This window comes from Pseudomonas sp. NY5710 (assembly GCF_013305665.1).
In the GTDB taxonomy this organism is placed as follows: Bacteria; Pseudomonadota; Gammaproteobacteria; order Pseudomonadales; family Pseudomonadaceae; genus Aquipseudomonas; species Aquipseudomonas juntendi.
This window is the reverse complement of sequence record NZ_CP045554.1, coordinates 1,006,773-1,021,834: the sequence shown is the minus strand read 5'-3', so window position 1 is coordinate 1,021,834 and position 15,062 is coordinate 1,006,773. Positions and strand designations below refer to the sequence as shown.

General features: G+C 62.2%; 12 protein-coding genes. 11 read left to right on the top strand and 1 reads right to left on the bottom strand.

Annotated elements, in window-relative coordinates; translation table 11 throughout:
* The first annotated feature begins 60 nt into the window (after window positions 1–60).
* Both GEV39_RS04625 and GEV39_RS04620 read left to right on the top strand, forming a co-directional pair.
* The gene (locus GEV39_RS04625) at window positions 61–654 is read left to right on the top strand and encodes a biliverdin-producing heme oxygenase (RefSeq protein ID WP_054881593.1); all 594 of its coding nucleotides are present in this window, start codon (window positions 61–63) and stop codon (window positions 652–654) included.
* Between the two features lie 54 nt (window positions 655–708).
* Window positions 709–1,122 (top strand): YbaN family protein, encoded by a 414-nt coding sequence (locus GEV39_RS04620; protein ID WP_054890324.1) that lies wholly within the window; start codon window positions 709–711, stop codon window positions 1,120–1,122.
* Here GEV39_RS04620 and arcD (GEV39_RS04615) read toward each other — a convergent pair.
* Window positions 1,102–2,529 carry an arginine-ornithine antiporter gene (gene arcD / locus GEV39_RS04615; protein WP_173887708.1) on the bottom strand — a complete coding sequence of 476 codons (1,428 nt, stop codon included), beginning with the start codon at window positions 2,527–2,529 and terminating at the stop codon, window positions 1,102–1,104. The two genes, GEV39_RS04620 and arcD (GEV39_RS04615), sit on opposite strands and share 21 nt — an antisense overlap.
* Window positions 2,530–2,964: 435 nt before the next feature.
* Between arcD (GEV39_RS04615) and arcD (GEV39_RS04610) the strand changes: the two genes are divergently transcribed.
* From arcD (GEV39_RS04610) to gcvP, 9 genes are all read left to right on the top strand, one after another.
* Entirely contained in the window at window positions 2,965–4,392 is a 1,428-nt protein-coding gene (arcD, locus tag GEV39_RS04610) for an arginine-ornithine antiporter (RefSeq protein WP_173887707.1), read from the top strand.
* A gap of 32 nt (window positions 4,393–4,424) precedes the next feature.
* Window positions 4,425–5,678, top strand: coding sequence for an arginine deiminase (gene arcA, locus GEV39_RS04605; RefSeq protein ID WP_173887706.1), 1,254 nt, complete (start codon window positions 4,425–4,427; stop codon window positions 5,676–5,678).
* A gap of 68 nt (window positions 5,679–5,746) precedes the next feature.
* The gene (locus GEV39_RS04600; protein WP_009683386.1) at window positions 5,747–6,757 is read left to right on the top strand and encodes an ornithine carbamoyltransferase; all 1,011 of its coding nucleotides are present in this window, start codon (window positions 5,747–5,749) and stop codon (window positions 6,755–6,757) included.
* A gap of 178 nt (window positions 6,758–6,935) precedes the next feature.
* Window positions 6,936–7,865, top strand: a complete 930-nt coding sequence (arcC, locus tag GEV39_RS04595; protein WP_173887705.1) for a carbamate kinase — start codon at window positions 6,936–6,938, stop codon at window positions 7,863–7,865.
* Between the two features lie 56 nt (window positions 7,866–7,921).
* A complete protein-coding gene (locus GEV39_RS04590) occupies window positions 7,922–8,290 on the top strand; it encodes a DUF5064 family protein (protein WP_173887704.1) in 369 nt (122 codons plus the stop codon).
* A gap of 250 nt (window positions 8,291–8,540) precedes the next feature.
* The gene (gene gcsR / locus GEV39_RS04585; protein ID WP_047150239.1) at window positions 8,541–10,049 is read left to right on the top strand and encodes a transcriptional regulator GcsR; all 1,509 of its coding nucleotides are present in this window, start codon (window positions 8,541–8,543) and stop codon (window positions 10,047–10,049) included.
* A 166-nt stretch (window positions 10,050–10,215) separates the two neighbouring features.
* A complete protein-coding gene (gltS, locus tag GEV39_RS04580) occupies window positions 10,216–11,421 on the top strand; it encodes a sodium/glutamate symporter (protein ID WP_173887703.1) in 1,206 nt (401 codons plus the stop codon).
* 325 nt (window positions 11,422–11,746) lie between these two features.
* Window positions 11,747–12,130, top strand: coding sequence for a glycine cleavage system protein GcvH (gcvH, locus tag GEV39_RS04575; protein WP_173887702.1), 384 nt, complete (start codon window positions 11,747–11,749; stop codon window positions 12,128–12,130).
* Between the two features lie 10 nt (window positions 12,131–12,140).
* Window positions 12,141–14,996 carry an aminomethyl-transferring glycine dehydrogenase gene (gene gcvP / locus GEV39_RS04570; protein WP_173887701.1) on the top strand — a complete coding sequence of 952 codons (2,856 nt, stop codon included), beginning with the start codon at window positions 12,141–12,143 and terminating at the stop codon, window positions 14,994–14,996.
* Window positions 14,997–15,062: the final 66 nt, after the last annotated feature.

The window sequence follows — 15,062 nt, the reverse complement described above, 5'->3', positions numbered from 1 at the left end:
ACTGTTCCGCCCCCGCTGCTTCGTCTTGTCTCTAGACGCCCTCTTTCCAAGGACTGCCCCATGACCGACCGCCCAGCCTTGCGCTCCCAGCGCCTGAACCAGATCACCCACGCCCCGCACGCCGAGCTGGATGCCCTGGTCAAATCCCACGCCCCATTCGACAGCCGCGAAAGTTTCGCCCGCTTCGTGGTCGCCCAGTACCTGTTCCAATCCGAGCTGCAGGCCCTGTACAACGACCCGCAACTGATCGCCATCGTCCCCGACCTGGCCGCGCGCTGCCGGGCCGACCAAGCCCGCCTCGACCTTGCCGACCTCGACACCCAGGTGCCGGCCGCGGTGCCGGGTGCCTTGGCCAATCCGAGCCTGGGCGAGGCAATGGGCTGGATCTTCGTCTCCGAAGGCTCCAAACTGGGCGCTGCGTTTCTGATCAAGCGGGCCGCAGCGCTGGGCCTGTCCGACAGCTTCGGCGCCCGGCACCTGGGCGAGCCGGCCGGTGGCCGTGCTGAAGGCTGGAAGCAGTTCACCCGCATCCTGGATGCCCTGGACCTGTCGGCCGAAGAAGACGCGGCTGCCGAGCGCGGCGCAGTAGCGGCATTCGAGCGCTTCACCGAGCTGCTCAAGCATGCCTATGCTGCAGATGCTGCGCTGGTTTGATACGCCTTAGCCGGCCACCCTTCCGGTGGCCGCACCGTTTTTTGCAGTGAGACCATGACCCGACCCGCCCGCTCGAAACTCGCCCGCCTGCTGTATGGAATACTGGCTTACGTGAGCCTGGGGGTGGGTCTGGTCGCGATCGTCATTCCCGGCCTGCCAACCACCGAATTCATCCTGCTGGCAGCGTGGGCTGCAACGCGCAGTTCGCCACGGTTGTCGGCCTGGCTGGAAAACCACCGCCTGTTCGGGCCGATTCTGTACAACTGGCGCAACGGCAAGGTGATCCAGCGCCGCGCCAAGGTCAGCGCTACCCTCAGCATGCTGCTCTGTGCAGGCCTGATGCTGACCTTTCTTGAACACCACTGGCCGGTATTCCTCGCCATCGCCGGCATGACCCTGGGCAACCTGTGGATCTGGTCACGCCCGGAGCACGCCTGCACAGCCCCGTCACAAGCTCAGCAACCCTGAGTACAGGGCGTAGGCGGCCAGCGCCGCGCCTGCCAGCACGGCCGCGAAAATCAGCTTTTCCCACGTGGTGAACAGGGGTTGCCGCTGCTCATGCTTGGCCCTGGCGAACAGGATCACGCCCGGGGCATACAGCAACGCCGACAACAGCAGGTACTTGAGCCCGCCGGCATACAGCAGCCAGATGGCGTAGAGCAAGGCAACCAGCGCCACCAGCACGTCTTTGCGCCGCAGCCGTGGCTGCGCGGCGTAGCTCTCGCCACGCACCGCCAGCAGCAGCGCATAGGCCGCCGACCACAGGTAAGGCACCAGGATCATCGACGACGCCAGATAGATCAGGCTGGTGTAGGTACCGGCCGAGAACAACGTGATCAGCAGGAAACCCTGGATCATGCAGTTGGTGAGCCACAGGGCATTGGCCGGCACATGGTTGGCGTTTTCCTTGGCCAGGAAGCGCGGCATGGTCTTGTCGCGAGCCGTGGCGTAAAGAATCTCGGCACACAGTAAAGCCCATGAAAGCAAAGCCCCCAGCAGCGAAACCGCCAGGCCGATACTGATCAGCAATGCGCCCCAGGGGCCGACGATATGCTCCAGCACCGACGCCAGCGAAGGGTTCTGCAACCCGGCAAGCTCCGGCTGGGTCATCACCCCGAGGGACAGCACGTTGACCAGCACCAGCAGCGCCAGCACGCCGAGAAAGCCTATGACCGTGGCCTTGCCCACATCGGAGCGGCGCTGGGCGCGCCCGGAGTAGACGCTGGCGCCCTCGATGCCGATGAACACGAAAACGGTCACCAGCATCATGTTGCGCACCTGCTCCAGCACGCCCCCGAACTGAGGGTTGCTCAACCCCCAGATATCACGGGTGAAGATATCGGCACGGAAGGCGAATGCGGCAATCACCACGAAAATCAGGATGGGCACCACTTTGGCCACGGTGGTCACCTGGTTGATGAACGCCGCCTCCTTGATGCCGCGCAAGACCAGAAAGTGCACCGCCCATAGCAGGACTGAGGCACAACCGATGGCGACAGGCGTGTTGCCCTCGCCAAAGACAGGGAAGTAGAAACCCAGGGTGCTGAACAGCAATACGAAGTAACCGACGTTGCCCAGCCAGGCGCTGATCCAGTAGCCCCAGGCCGAAGAAAAGCCCATATAGTCGCCGAAACCGGCTTTGGCGTAGGCATATACCCCCGAGTCCAGTTCCGGCTTGCGGTTGGCCAGGGTCTGGAACACGAAGGCCAAGGCCAGCATGCCCACCGCAGTGATGGCCCAGCCGATCAGCACCGCCCCTACATCGGCACGCGCCGCCATGTTCTGCGGCAAAGAGAATATGCCGCCGCCGATCATCGAGCCGACCACCAACGCAATAAGCGCGCCCAAGCGTAACTTCTGACCCGGTTCGCTCATGTATCCCCCGTTTTTTTCCCCAATGTCATACGGATGTAACAGCGTTTGAGGCCATATAAAAACGCTTGCTTATAGTGAACCCGCTCACAAACAGAACTGCGGTAATAACAGTTTTATCTATAAACAGTTCCTGTAAAAACTAGCAGCTAGATGGCGACTGGAGAAGGAATTGATAAAACTTGAAAAATTCGTAAAAAAGTTGCGAAAGCCAGGAAAGCGGCTAGCGTCAAGCATCGCAGGCTGAACAGAGCGTTTGCTCTAGAATGACATGGAGGTGCCAGCGCGCAAGGCCTGCAGCTTGAGCTGTCGGCACACTCCAGGAGCACCGTGAAGGTTTTTTCCTACCTCACGGCACCATGACCTGACCCACGTCAGCGAATGGCTGAGACGGCGGATTTATGCTGTCGTCAACTTTCTCCTGGCAGGAGTTGTTAAATGTCTGATTCATCCGGAAAATTGAAACTCGGTGCATTAGTTGCACTAGTGGTCGGCTCGATGATTGGCGGCGGCATATTCTCGCTGCCGCAGAACATGGCGGCCAGCGCAGGGGTTGGCGCGGTACTGATCGGTTGGGCCATCACTGCGGTGGGCATGCTGACCCTGGCCTTCGTGTTCCAGACCCTGGCCAACCGCAAACCTGACCTCGATGGCGGGGTATATGCCTACGCCAAGGCCGGTTTTGGCGACTACATGGGCTTTTCTTCGGCCTGGGGCTACTGGATCAGTGCCTGGCTGGGCAACGTCGGCTACTTCGTGCTGCTGTTCAGCACCCTGGGCTACTTCTTCCCGATCTTTGGCGAGGGCAACACGCCAGCCGCCATCATCGGCGCCTCGCTACTGCTATGGGCGGTGCATTTCCTGGTCTTGCGCGGCATCAAGGAAGCGGCGTTCATCAACCTGGTCACCACCGTGGCCAAGGTGGTGCCGCTGGTGCTGTTCGCCCTGATCTGCCTGTTCGCCTTCAAGCTGGACATCTTCACCGCCGACATCTGGGGCCGGGGCACGCCCGAACTGGGCAGTGTGATGAACCAGGTCCGCAACATGATGCTGGTCACCGTGTGGGTGTTCATCGGTATCGAGGGTGCGAGCATCTTCTCGTCACGCGCCGAAAAGCGCGCCGACGTGGGCAAGGCCACGGTCATCGGCTTCGTGACCGTGCTGTTGTTCCTGGTACTGGTCAATGTGCTGTCGCTGGGCATCATGACCCAACCGGAACTGGCCAAGCTGCAGAACCCGTCAATGGCCGCCGTGCTCGAACATGTGGTCGGCCACTGGGGGGCGGTACTGATCAGTGTCGGCCTGATCATCTCGCTGCTGGGGGCCCTGCTGTCGTGGGTGCTGCTGTGCGCCGAAATCATGTTCGCCGCCGCCAAGGACCACACCATGCCGGCATTCCTGCGCCGCGAGAACGCCAACCAGGTACCGGCCAATGCGCTGTGGCTGACCAACGCCATGGTGCAGGTCTTCCTGGTGATCACGCTGTTCTCCAGCAGCACCTACCTGTCGCTGATCTACCTCGCCACCTCGATGATTCTGGTGCCCTACCTGTGGTCGGCGGCCTACGCCTTCCTGCTGGCCCTGCGCAGCGAAACCTATGAGCAGGCCCTGGCCGAACGCAAGAAGGACCTGATCATCGGCGCTATCGCCCTGCTGTACGCCATCTGGTTGCTGTACGCCGGCGGCGTGAAATACCTGCTGCTGTCGGCATTGCTGTACGCCCCTGGCGCGATCCTGTTCGCCAAGGCCAAGCGTGAAGTGGGCCAACCCATCTTCACCAACGTGGAAAAACTGATCTTCGCCGCCGTGGTGATCGGCGCCCTGGTGGCAGCCTATGGCCTGTACGACGGCTTCCTGACCCTTTGACCACGCTTTCGTCCCATTGGAGGAATGAAACCATGTCCGCTGAAAAACAGAAGTACGGTGTGCACTCCGAGGCCGGCAAGCTGCGCAAAGTCATGGTGTGCGCACCGGGCCTGGCGCACAAGCGCCTGACGCCGAGCAACTGTGACGAACTGCTGTTCGACGATGTGATCTGGGTCGACCAGGCCAAGCGTGACCACTTCGACTTTGTCACCAAGATGCGGGAGCGTGGCGTGGAAGTGCTGGAAATGCACAACCTGCTGACCGACATCGTGCAGCAACCTGAAGCGCTGAAGTGGATTCTGGACCGCAAGATCACCGCCGATACCGTCGGCGTGGGCCTGACCAATGAAGTGCGCAGCTGGCTGGAAGGTCTCGAACCGCGGCACTTGGCCGAGTTCCTGATCGGCGGCGTGGCCGGCCAGGACCTGCCGCAGAGCGAAGGCGCCGAAGTGGTCAAGATGTACAACGACTACCTGGGGCACTCCAGCTTCATCCTGCCACCGCTGCCCAACACCCAGTTCACCCGTGACACCACCTGCTGGATCTACGGCGGCGTCACGTTGAACCCGATGTACTGGCCAGCACGGCGCCAGGAAACGCTGCTGACCACCGCCATCTATAAATTCCACCCGGCGTTCACCAGCGCCGACTTCCAGGTGTGGTATGGCGACCCGGACAAGGACCACGGCAACGCCACGCTCGAGGGTGGCGACGTGATGCCGATCGGTAATGGCGTGGTGCTGATCGGCATGGGCGAGCGCACCTCGCGCCAGGCCATCGGCCAGCTGGCCCAGAGCCTGTTCGCCCACGGTGCGGCCAAGGAAGTGGTGGTTGCCGGCCTGCCCAAGTCGCGCGCCGCCATGCACCTGGACACCGTGTTCAGCTTCTGCGACCGCGACCTGGTCACGGTCTTCCCGGAAGTGGTCAAGGAAATCGTGCCGTTCATCATTCGCCCGGACGAAAGCAAGCCGTACGGCATGGACGTGCGCCGCGTGAACAAGTCGTTCATCGACGTGGTCGGCGAACAGCTTGGGATCAAGCTGCGGGTGGTCGAAACCGGCGGCAACAGCTTCGCCGCCGAACGCGAACAGTGGGATGACGGCAACAACGTCGTGGCCATCGAACCAGGCGTGGTCATCGGCTACGACCGTAACACCTACACCAACACCCAGCTGCGCAAGGCTGGCATCGAAGTCATAACCATCAGCGCCGGCGAACTGGGCCGGGGCCGGGGCGGCGGCCACTGCATGACCTGCCCGATCATCCGTGACCCCATCGATTACTAACGCCCATTAGCCCGGCCGCGCTTACCCAGCGGCGGCCGGTGCGTTCACCATACCCAAGGAGAAAAGTCATGGCGTTCAACATTCACAACCGCAACCTGCTGAGCCTGGAACACCACACCACGCGCGAGTTGCGCTACCTGCTGGACCTGTCCCGCGACCTCAAGCGCGCCAAGTACACCGGCACCGAACAGCAACACCTGAAGGGCAACAACATTGCCCTGATCTTTGAAAAAACCTCGACCCGCACCCGGTGCGCCTTCGAAGTGGCGGCCTACGACCAGGGCGCCAATGTCACCTATATCGACCCCAACTCATCGCAGATCGGCCACAAGGAAAGCATGAAGGACACCGCCCGGGTACTCGGGCGCATGTACGACGCCATCGAGTACCGTGGCTTCAAGCAGGAAATCGTCGAGGAGCTGGCCAAGTTCGCCGGGGTACCGGTGTTCAACGGCCTGACCGACGAGTATCACCCGACCCAGATGATCGCCGACGTACTGACCATGCGCGAGCACAGCGACAAGCCGTTGCACGACATCAGCTACGCCTACCTGGGCGATGCGCGCAACAACATGGGCAACTCGCTGCTGCTGATCGGCGCCAAGCTCGGCATGGATGTGCGCATTGCCGCGCCCAAGGCGCTGTGGCCACATGAGGACCTGGTTGAGCGCTGCAAGCAGTACGCAGAAGAAAGTGGCGCGCGTATCACCCTGACCGAAGACCCGCTGGCCGCGGTCAAGGGCGTGGACTTTGTGCACACCGACGTATGGGTATCGATGGGTGAACCGATCGAGGCCTGGGGCGAGCGTATCAAGCTGCTCAAGCCATACCAGGTGAATGCGCAACTGATGAAGGCCACTGGCAACCCACGCACCAAGTTCATGCATTGCCTGCCGGCGTTCCACAACTCCGAAACCAAGGTGGGCAAGCAGATTGCCGAACAGTACCCGGACTTGGCCAACGGCATCGAAGTGACCGACGACGTATTCGAGTCGCCCGCTTGCATTGCCTTCGAACAGGCGGAAAACCGCATGCACACGATCAAGGCGATCCTGGTTTCGACCCTGGCTGACCTTTGAAAGCGGCAAGCGGCAAGCTGAAAGCTGAAAGCTGAAAGCTGAAAGCTGAAAGCTGAAAGCTGAAAGCTGAAAGCTGAAAGCTGAAAGCAGCTGATCACACCGGCCTGCTTCTGCTTGCAACTTGCAACTTGCAACTTGCCGCTTGCAGCCCCAAGCCCACCTCAAAAGGACATTCTCCATGCGTATCGTTGTTGCATTGGGCGGCAACGCCCTGCTGCGCCGCGGCGAACCCATGACCGCTGACAACCAGCGTGCCAATATCCGCACCGCCGCCGAACAGATCGCCAAGATCCACCCCGGTAACGAGCTGGTCATCGCCCACGGTAACGGCCCGCAGGTCGGCCTGCTGTCGTTGCAGGGCCTTTCCTACAAACCGGACGAGGCCTACCCGCTGGACGTCCTCGGTGCCGAGACCGAGGGCATGATCGGCTACATGATCGAGCAGGAGCTGGGCAACCTGCTGGCCTTCGAAGTGCCGTTCGCGACCTTGCTGACCCAGGTTGAAGTCGACGCCAACGATCCGGCCTTCAAGGACCCGACCAAGTTCATCGGCCCGGTCTACAGCAAGGACGAGGCCGAGCGCCTGGCCAAGGAGAAAGGCTGGGTGGTCAAGCCTGACGGCGACAAGTACCGCCGCGTGGTGGCCAGCCCGAAACCCAAGCGCATCTTTGAAATCCGCCCGATCAAGTGGCTGCTGGAAAAAAGCAGCATCGTGATTTGCGCGGGCGGCGGCGGCATCCCCACCCTGTACGATGAAAACCACAAACTCAAAGGGGTGGAGGCGGTCATCGACAAGGACCTGTGCTCGGCGCTGCTGGCAGAGCAACTGGAAGCCGACCTTCTGATCATCGCCACCGACGTGGATGCGGCGTACATTGACTGGGGTAAACCTACGCAGAAAGCCATCGCCCAAGCGCACCCCGACGAACTGCAACGGCTGGGTTTTGCCGCGGGGTCCATGGGGCCGAAGGTGCAGGCCGCCTGTGATTTTGCTCGCCATACCGGCAAGGTGGCAGTGATCAGTTCGCTGGAAAACATCGAGGAAATCGTCAAAGGCACAGCCGGCACGCGTGTTACGACCGCGAAGCCGGGGATCAGCTACTGTTGAATGCAGTGGGCGGGCCTGCGCGGCCCGTCATTTTCGACCTCCCCAAGGAGCTTTCCATGGCCCAGTACCACCCCGGTCATGTACACATCGAGCGCACTGCGCTCAACAAAGATGACCACAGCTATGACCTGAACATCGAATACGAGGCAGTGTCGGACCCCAAGGAAGGTAGAGGCATTCAGTTCCGCATGCATGGCAGCATCGAAGGCAAGGCAGTCGATGAAGCGTTCTTCCTGCCCAAGGACCAGGCGCTGCCCAGCTTTCTCATGCTGCTGACCCGCAAGGCGCAAACGTACCTGCCGTCGCCGAAGAAATTCGAGAACCTGAGTTCACCGCACCAGCTCTATGACCATATGTTCGCGGACATTCGCGAAAAACTGGATGTGAAGTCGGGCGACCCGATCAAACCAGAACACCTGGAGTGATTTTCACAAGTTTGGGGCTGGCTTGCAGCCCATCGCAGGCAAGCCAGCGCCCAAAGGGATCGCATTAGGGCTGACAGGTGTTTGCCACAAGATATGCAGCGCCTGTGAGATCGAGCGCCGCGCGGGCGGCGCTCGATCTCATAGGCGCTAAAGATGCTGCGGCTACCTTTGCCTGCGATGGGCCGCAAGGCGGCCCCGGCGATGTTGAGGCATACTACCGCCCTCCCCGGCCACCACCCTCTACGTTCCCATGCGCATCCACGTCAGCTTCATCGACCGCGTCGGCATCACTCAGGAAGTGCTAGCCCTGCTCGGTGCCCGCAACCTCAACCTGGACGCCGTGGAGATGGTCCCGCCGAACGTCTACATCGACGCCCCGACGCTCAGCCCCGCGGTGCTCGAAGAGCTGCACGACGCACTGTTCGAAGTGCACGGGGTACAGTCGGTGGACGTGGTCGACATCCTTCCCGGACAACGTCGGCACCTGCAGCTGGATGCGTTGCTGGCAGCGATGAGCGACCCGGTCCTGGCCGTGGACAGCGCCGGCAAGGTGTTGCTGGCCAACCCGGCGCTGATCGAGCTGTGCGGCCGGGAATCGGCCGGCCGCTCGGTGGGCGAGCTGTTCGGCGACGCCGGGCTGCTGCAGGCGCTTCTGGACAACAACTTCCACCTGCCCATGCGCGAGATGCAACTGAACGGCCACAGCCTGCTGCTCGATGCCATGCCCATTACCAACGCCGGTGGCCTGCTGACGCTTTACCCGCCATCGCGCATGGGCGAACGCCTGTCGGCCCTGCACCACGACCACGCCGAGGGCTTCGACGCCCTGCTGGGCGAGTCACCGGCCATCCGTACCCTCAAGGCACGCGCCATGCGCGTTGCCGCACTCGACGCGCCGCTGCTGGTGCATGGCGAAACCGGCACCGGCAAAGAGCTGGTGGCCCGCGCCTGCCATGCCATCAGCAGCCGCCAGGCGGCACCGTTCCTGGCGCTGAACTGCGCCGCCCTGCCCGAGAGCCTGGCCGAGAGCGAGCTGTTCGGCTATGCCCCCGGCGCCTTCACCGGCGCGCAACGCGGCGGCAAGCCGGGGCTGATGGAGCTGGCCAACCAAGGCACCGTGTTTCTGGATGAAATCGGCGAAATGTCACCGTACCTGCAGGCCAAGCTGCTGCGCTTCCTCAGTGATGGCAGCTTCCGCCGGGTGGGCGGCGACCGCGAAGTGAAGGTTGATGTGCGCATCATCAGCGCCACCCACCGCGACCTGGAGCGCATGGTGGCCGAAGGCAGCTTCCGCGAAGACCTGTTCTACCGCCTGAACGTGCTCAACCTGCAGGTACCGCCCCTGCGCGACCGCGGCCAAGACATCCTGATGCTGGCGCACTTCTTCATGCAGCAGGCCTGCACGCAGATCCAGCGCCCAGCCTGCCGGTTGACCCCGGCCACCCATTCGGCGCTGCTGGCCAACCCGTGGCCGGGCAACGTGCGCCAGCTGCAGAACGTGATTTTCCGTGCGGCGGCCATCTGCGAAAGCAACCTGGTGGACATCGGTGACCTGGACATCGCCGGCACCTCGGTGGCGCGCGGGCAAGATGGCGAAGTGGCCAGCCTGGAACAAGCCGTGGGCGATTTCGAGCGTGAGCTGCTGCAACGTCTGTACGCCAGCTACCCCTCCACCCGGCAACTGGCTGCGCGCTTGCACACTTCGCACACCGCCATTGCCCAGCGCCTGCGGAAATATGGAATACCCGGCAAGGGCTGATAATCGTTGCAATAACCCGCTAGTTGTTCAGACCTTTCCTACGCCAGTGAAAGATACTCTCCCACATATGCCTCGTAGAATGGTGACAGTGTATTGCCACTTGTCACCCCACTGCTCCGCCTAAGTGCGGAGTGTGGTTCGCTACTGGATATAACGAGAGCACCTGATGTTTGAACTCGATTTTTACGGGACACTTGTAGCCGCCTCTCTCGTCCTGTTATTGGGGCGCGGGCTGGTTGCACGGATTGGTTTGTTGCGCGTCTACAATATTCCGGAACCCGTTGCCGGTGGCCTGGTCGTCGCCTTTGCCCTGCTGGCGTTGCGCAGTTTCGATGTGCAGGTGCAGTTCGATACCTCACTGCAAACACCCTTGATGCTGGCCTTCTTCGCCACCATCGGCTTGAGCGCAGACTTTGCCAGCTTGAAAAAAGGCGGGCGTGTGGTGGTGGTCTTCCTGCTGGTGGTCACCAGCCTGTTGCTGGTGCAGAACGCCATGGGCATCGGCCTGGCCTCGGCATTGGGGCTGGACCCATTGATGGGCCTGCTGGCCGGTTCGATCACCCTGTCCGGCGGCCACGGTACCGGCGCCGCCTGGGGCGCCACGTTCAGCGAAAAGTTCGGCCTGGCCTCGGCTGCGGAACTGGCAATGGCCTCGGCCACCTTCGGGCTGGTGCTGGGCGGCCTGATCGGCGGGCCAGTTGCCCGGCTGCTGATCAAGCGGGTGAAAACGCCGGGGGCCAATGAGGAACTGCCGCAACTGCCCCAGGGTTTCGAGCGGCCTGACAAAGAGCGCCTGATAACATCGTTTTCATTTGTAGAAACACTGGCGCTGATTGCGGTAAGCCTGCTTGCCGGTTCTTTGCTCAATGGCGCACTCAAAGGCACTGCATTCGAACTGCCGACCTTTGTGTGTGTGCTGTTCGTGGGTGTATTGCTGCGCAATGGGCTTTGCGCATTCGGCTTTTACCGTGTGTTCGAACGGGAAGTTTCGGTGCTGGGCAATGTCAGCTTGTCGCTGTTCCTGGCCATTGCCTTGATGTCGCTCAAACTTTGGGACCTGGCAGCGCTGGCCTTGCCGTTCTTCGCATTATTGGCCGCACAGACACTGGTCATGGCGCTGTTCGCGATTTTCGTGACGTTCCGTGTCATGGGTCGCAATTACGATGCAGCGGTATTGGCTGCCGGCCATTGCGGATTTGGCCTGGGGGCCACGCCCACTGCCATTGCCAACATGCAGGCAGTGACCCAGCGCTACGGCGCTTCGAACATTGCCTTTCTGGTGGTGCCGATGGTGGGGGCGTTCTTCATCGACATCATCAATGTCATCGTGATCAAACTCTATCTGGCACTGCCGCTGTTCATGGCGGGTTGATGCCTTTTACCGTGCCTGTGGCGTCGCCCGACTAGGGGTTGGCAGTAACGTGCCAAACAGGCGCCGCGGCACTGTAACGCTTTGATTACAGCGTATCTAAAACGCTACAGTGGTGTACGCATGCGGTTATACAAGGGTTTGATAGAGAAACGCTTTTTCACCCCGCGTGCAATGTAGCGTTTTCGTTCCACCACCAAAAATCGAGCCCCTCAGTAATAATTTAACTTATTGTTTTATAAGCTTTTTTTGAAATTGGCCGCATTATTGCTATGGGAATCCCGACCCAAGAGCGCGGGCACACCGCGCCCAACGCCGAGGATTCCGCATGAGCGAGTTGCGTTTCACCGAAGATCACGAATGGCTGCGCGTCGAAGCCGATGGCAGTGTCACCGTTGGCATCACCGCCTTCGCCCAGAACGCCCTTGGCGATGTGGTGTTCGTGCAACTGCCCGAGTTGCAGCAGTACGAGAAAGGCAGCGAAGCATCCACCGTCGAGTCGGTGAAAGCTGCCAGCGGCGTGTACATGCCCCTGACCGGCGAGGTGCTTGAAGTCAACGCACAGCTCGAGTCAAGCCCGGAGCTGGTCAACGATGACCCCATGGGCGAAGGCTGGTTCTTCCGCTTCACCCCGGCCAACATGAGCGAAGTCAGCGCCCTGCTCGACCAGGACGCCTATGACCGCCTGATCAAAGCCAACGCCGAAGCCTGAGGACTGCGCCATGACCATCAACCTCAGCACCGCCAACGAATTCATCGCCCGACACATCGGCCCGCGCACCGCCGACGAGCAGGCCATGCTCGCCGCACTCGGTTTCGAATCGCTGGACGCCATGACCGCGGCGGTCATCCCCGACAGCATCAAGGGCACCAGCGTGCTCGGCGCGCACGACGGCCAGAGTGAAGCCGACGCGCTGGCAGCACTCAAGGCCATCGCCGGCAAGAACCAGCTGTTCAAGAGCTTCATCGGCCAGGGCTACTACAACACCCACACCCCGGCCCCCATCCTGCGCAACCTGCTGGAAAACCCGGCCTGGTACACCGCCTACACGCCCTACCAGCCGGAAATCTCCCAGGGCCGCCTGGAAGCGTTGCTGAACTTCCAGACCCTGATCAGCGACCTCACCGGCCTGCCGATCGCCAACGCTTCGCTGCTCGACGAAGCGACCGCCGCAGCCGAGGCCATGACCTTCTGCAAGCGCCTGTCGAAGAACAAGACCAGCCACAGCTTCTTCGCGTCGGTGCACTGCCACCCGCAAACCCTGGACGTACTACGCACCCGCGCCGAGCCGTTGGGCATCGACGTGGTGGTCGGCGACGAACGCGAGCTGGGCGATGCCAGTGCCTTCTTCGGCGCGCTGCTGCAATACCCGGCCAGCAATGGCGAGGTGTTCGACTACCGTGAAGTGGTGCAGCGCTTCCATGCCGCCAACGCGCTGGTCGCCGTGGCAGCCGACCTGCTGGCCCTGACCCTGCTGACCCCACCGGGTCAGTTCGATGCCGACGTGGCCATCGGCAGCGCCCAGCGTTTTGGCGTGCCCCTGGGCTTCGGCGGCCCACACGCGGCCTACTTCGCCACCCGTGACGCCTTCAAGCGCGACATGCCAGGCCGGCTGGTCGGCGTGTCGATCGATCGCTTCGGCAAGACCGCCCTGCGCCTGGCCATGCAAACCCGCGAGCAGCACATCCGCCGCGAGAAGGCCACCAGCAACATTTGCACCGCCCAGGTGCTGCTGGCCAATATCGCCAGCATGTACGCCGTGTACCACGGCCCGGCCGGCCTCAAGCGCATCGCTGAGCGCACCCACGCGCTGACCGCGGTTCTTGCAGCCGGCCTGAACAGCCTGGGCCTGCAAGTGGTCGGTAAAACAGCTTTCGATACCTTGACCCTGGCCACCGGCACCGCCACTGCCAGCCTGCATGAGCAGGCCCGCGCCCAAGGTATCAACCTGCGCCAGGTCGACGCCGCCCACCTAGGCCTGTCGCTGGACGAGACCAGCACCCAGGCTGACGTGCAGGCCCTGTGGCAACTGTTCGCCGGCAACCAGCCCCTGCCTGACTTCGCCGCGCTGGCCGCCAGCACCGGTTCGCTACTGCCCGCTGCCCTGCTGCGCCAATCGGCCATCCTCGAACACCCGGTATTCAACCGCTATCACAGCGAAACCGAACTGATGCGCTACCTGCGCCGCCTGGCCGACAAGGACCTGGCGCTGGACCGCAGCATGATCCCGCTGGGCTCCTGCACCATGAAGCTGAACGCAGCCAGCGAAATGATCCCGGTGACTTGGGCCGAGTTCGGCAACCTGCACCCCTTTGCGCCGGCCGAGCAAAGCCAGGGCTACCTGCAGATGACCACCGAGCTGGAAGAAATGTTGTGCGCTGCTACCGGCTATGATGCCGTGTCGCTGCAGCCCAACGCCGGTTCGCAGGGCGAGTACGCCGGGTTGCTGGCCATTCGTGCCTACCACCGCAGCCGTGGCGAAAGTCACCGTGACATCTGCCTGATCCCCTCGTCTGCCCACGGCACCAACCCCGCTACCGCCAACATGGCCGGCATGCGTGTGGTGGTTACCGCCTGTGACGCCCGCGGCAACGTCGATGTCGAGGACCTGCGCGCCAAAGCCATCGAACACCGCGAGCGCCTGGCCGCGATCATGATCACCTACCCATCGACCCACGGCGTGTTTGAAGAAGCGATCGGCGAAATCTGCGCGATCATTCACGACAACGGTGGCCAGGTGTACATCGACGGCGCCAACATGAACGCCATGGTCGGCCTGTGCGCGCCGGGCAAGTTCGGCGGCGACGTGTCGCACCTGAACCTGCACAAGACCTTCTGCATTCCGCACGGTGGCGGCGGCCCGGGGGTGGGCCCGATTGGCGTCAAGTCGCACCTGGCGCCGTTCCTGCCCGGCCATGCGCAGTTGCAAAACACCCAGGGTGCGGTGTGCGCCGCGCCGTTCGGCAGCGCCAGCATTCTGCCGATCACCTGGATGTACATCCGCATGATGGGCGGTGCCGGCCTCAAGCGTGCGTCGCAGATGGCAATCCTCAACGCCAACTACATCGCCCGCCGCCTGGAAGAGCACTATCCTGTCCTGTATAGCGGCGGCAATGGCCTGGTGGCACACGAATGCATCCTCGACCTGCGCCCACTGAAGGACACCAGCGGCATCAGCGTCGACGATGTGGCCAAGCGCCTGATCGACTTCGGCTTCCACGCCCCAACCATGTCCTTCCCGGTGGCCGGCACGCTGATGATCGAACCGACCGAAAGCGAGTCCAAGGAAGAACTGGACCGCTTCTGCAACGCCATGATCCAGATCCGTGCAGAAATCCGCGCGGTCGAGGACGGTAGCCTGGACAAAGACGACAACCCGCTGAAAAACGCCCCGCATACCGCGGCCGAGCTGGTTGGCGAATGGGCCCACGGTTACAGCCGCGAGCAGGCGGTGTACCCGCTGCCTGGCCTGGTGGAAGGCAAGTACTGGCCACCGGTCGGCCGCGTCGACAACGTATTCGGCGACCGTAACCTGGTGTGCGCCTGCCCGTCGATCGAGAGCTATCAGGACGCCTGATCCGGCTCGCTGGCTCCCACAAGGGCTCCACTGCCTGCAAGGGTTGTGCTGCACCTGTAAGAAGCC

Excerpts from the sequence above, each read along its gene's own strand:
- gcsR (WP_047150239.1), top strand. The coding sequence starts at position 8,541 with ATGCGCATCCACGTCAGCTTCATCGACCGCGTCGGCATCACTCAGGAA.
- GEV39_RS04625 (WP_054881593.1), top strand. The coding sequence starts at position 61 with ATGACCGACCGCCCAGCCTTGCGCTCCCAGCGCCTGAACCAGATCACC.
- GEV39_RS04600 (WP_009683386.1), top strand. The coding sequence starts at position 5,747 with ATGGCGTTCAACATTCACAACCGCAACCTGCTGAGCCTGGAACACCAC.
- arcD (WP_173887707.1), top strand. The coding sequence starts at position 2,965 with ATGTCTGATTCATCCGGAAAATTGAAACTCGGTGCATTAGTTGCACTA.
- gltS (WP_173887703.1), top strand. The coding sequence starts at position 10,216 with ATGTTTGAACTCGATTTTTACGGGACACTTGTAGCCGCCTCTCTCGTC.
- arcD (WP_173887708.1), bottom strand. The coding sequence starts at position 2,529 with ATGAGCGAACCGGGTCAGAAGTTACGCTTGGGCGCGCTTATTGCGTTG.
- gcvP (WP_173887701.1), top strand. The coding sequence starts at position 12,141 with ATGACCATCAACCTCAGCACCGCCAACGAATTCATCGCCCGACACATC.
- GEV39_RS04590 (WP_173887704.1), top strand. The coding sequence starts at position 7,922 with ATGGCCCAGTACCACCCCGGTCATGTACACATCGAGCGCACTGCGCTC.
- GEV39_RS04620 (WP_054890324.1), top strand. The coding sequence starts at position 709 with ATGACCCGACCCGCCCGCTCGAAACTCGCCCGCCTGCTGTATGGAATA.
- arcC (WP_173887705.1), top strand. The coding sequence starts at position 6,936 with ATGCGTATCGTTGTTGCATTGGGCGGCAACGCCCTGCTGCGCCGCGGC.
- gcvH (WP_173887702.1), top strand. The coding sequence starts at position 11,747 with ATGAGCGAGTTGCGTTTCACCGAAGATCACGAATGGCTGCGCGTCGAA.
- arcA (WP_173887706.1), top strand. The coding sequence starts at position 4,425 with ATGTCCGCTGAAAAACAGAAGTACGGTGTGCACTCCGAGGCCGGCAAG.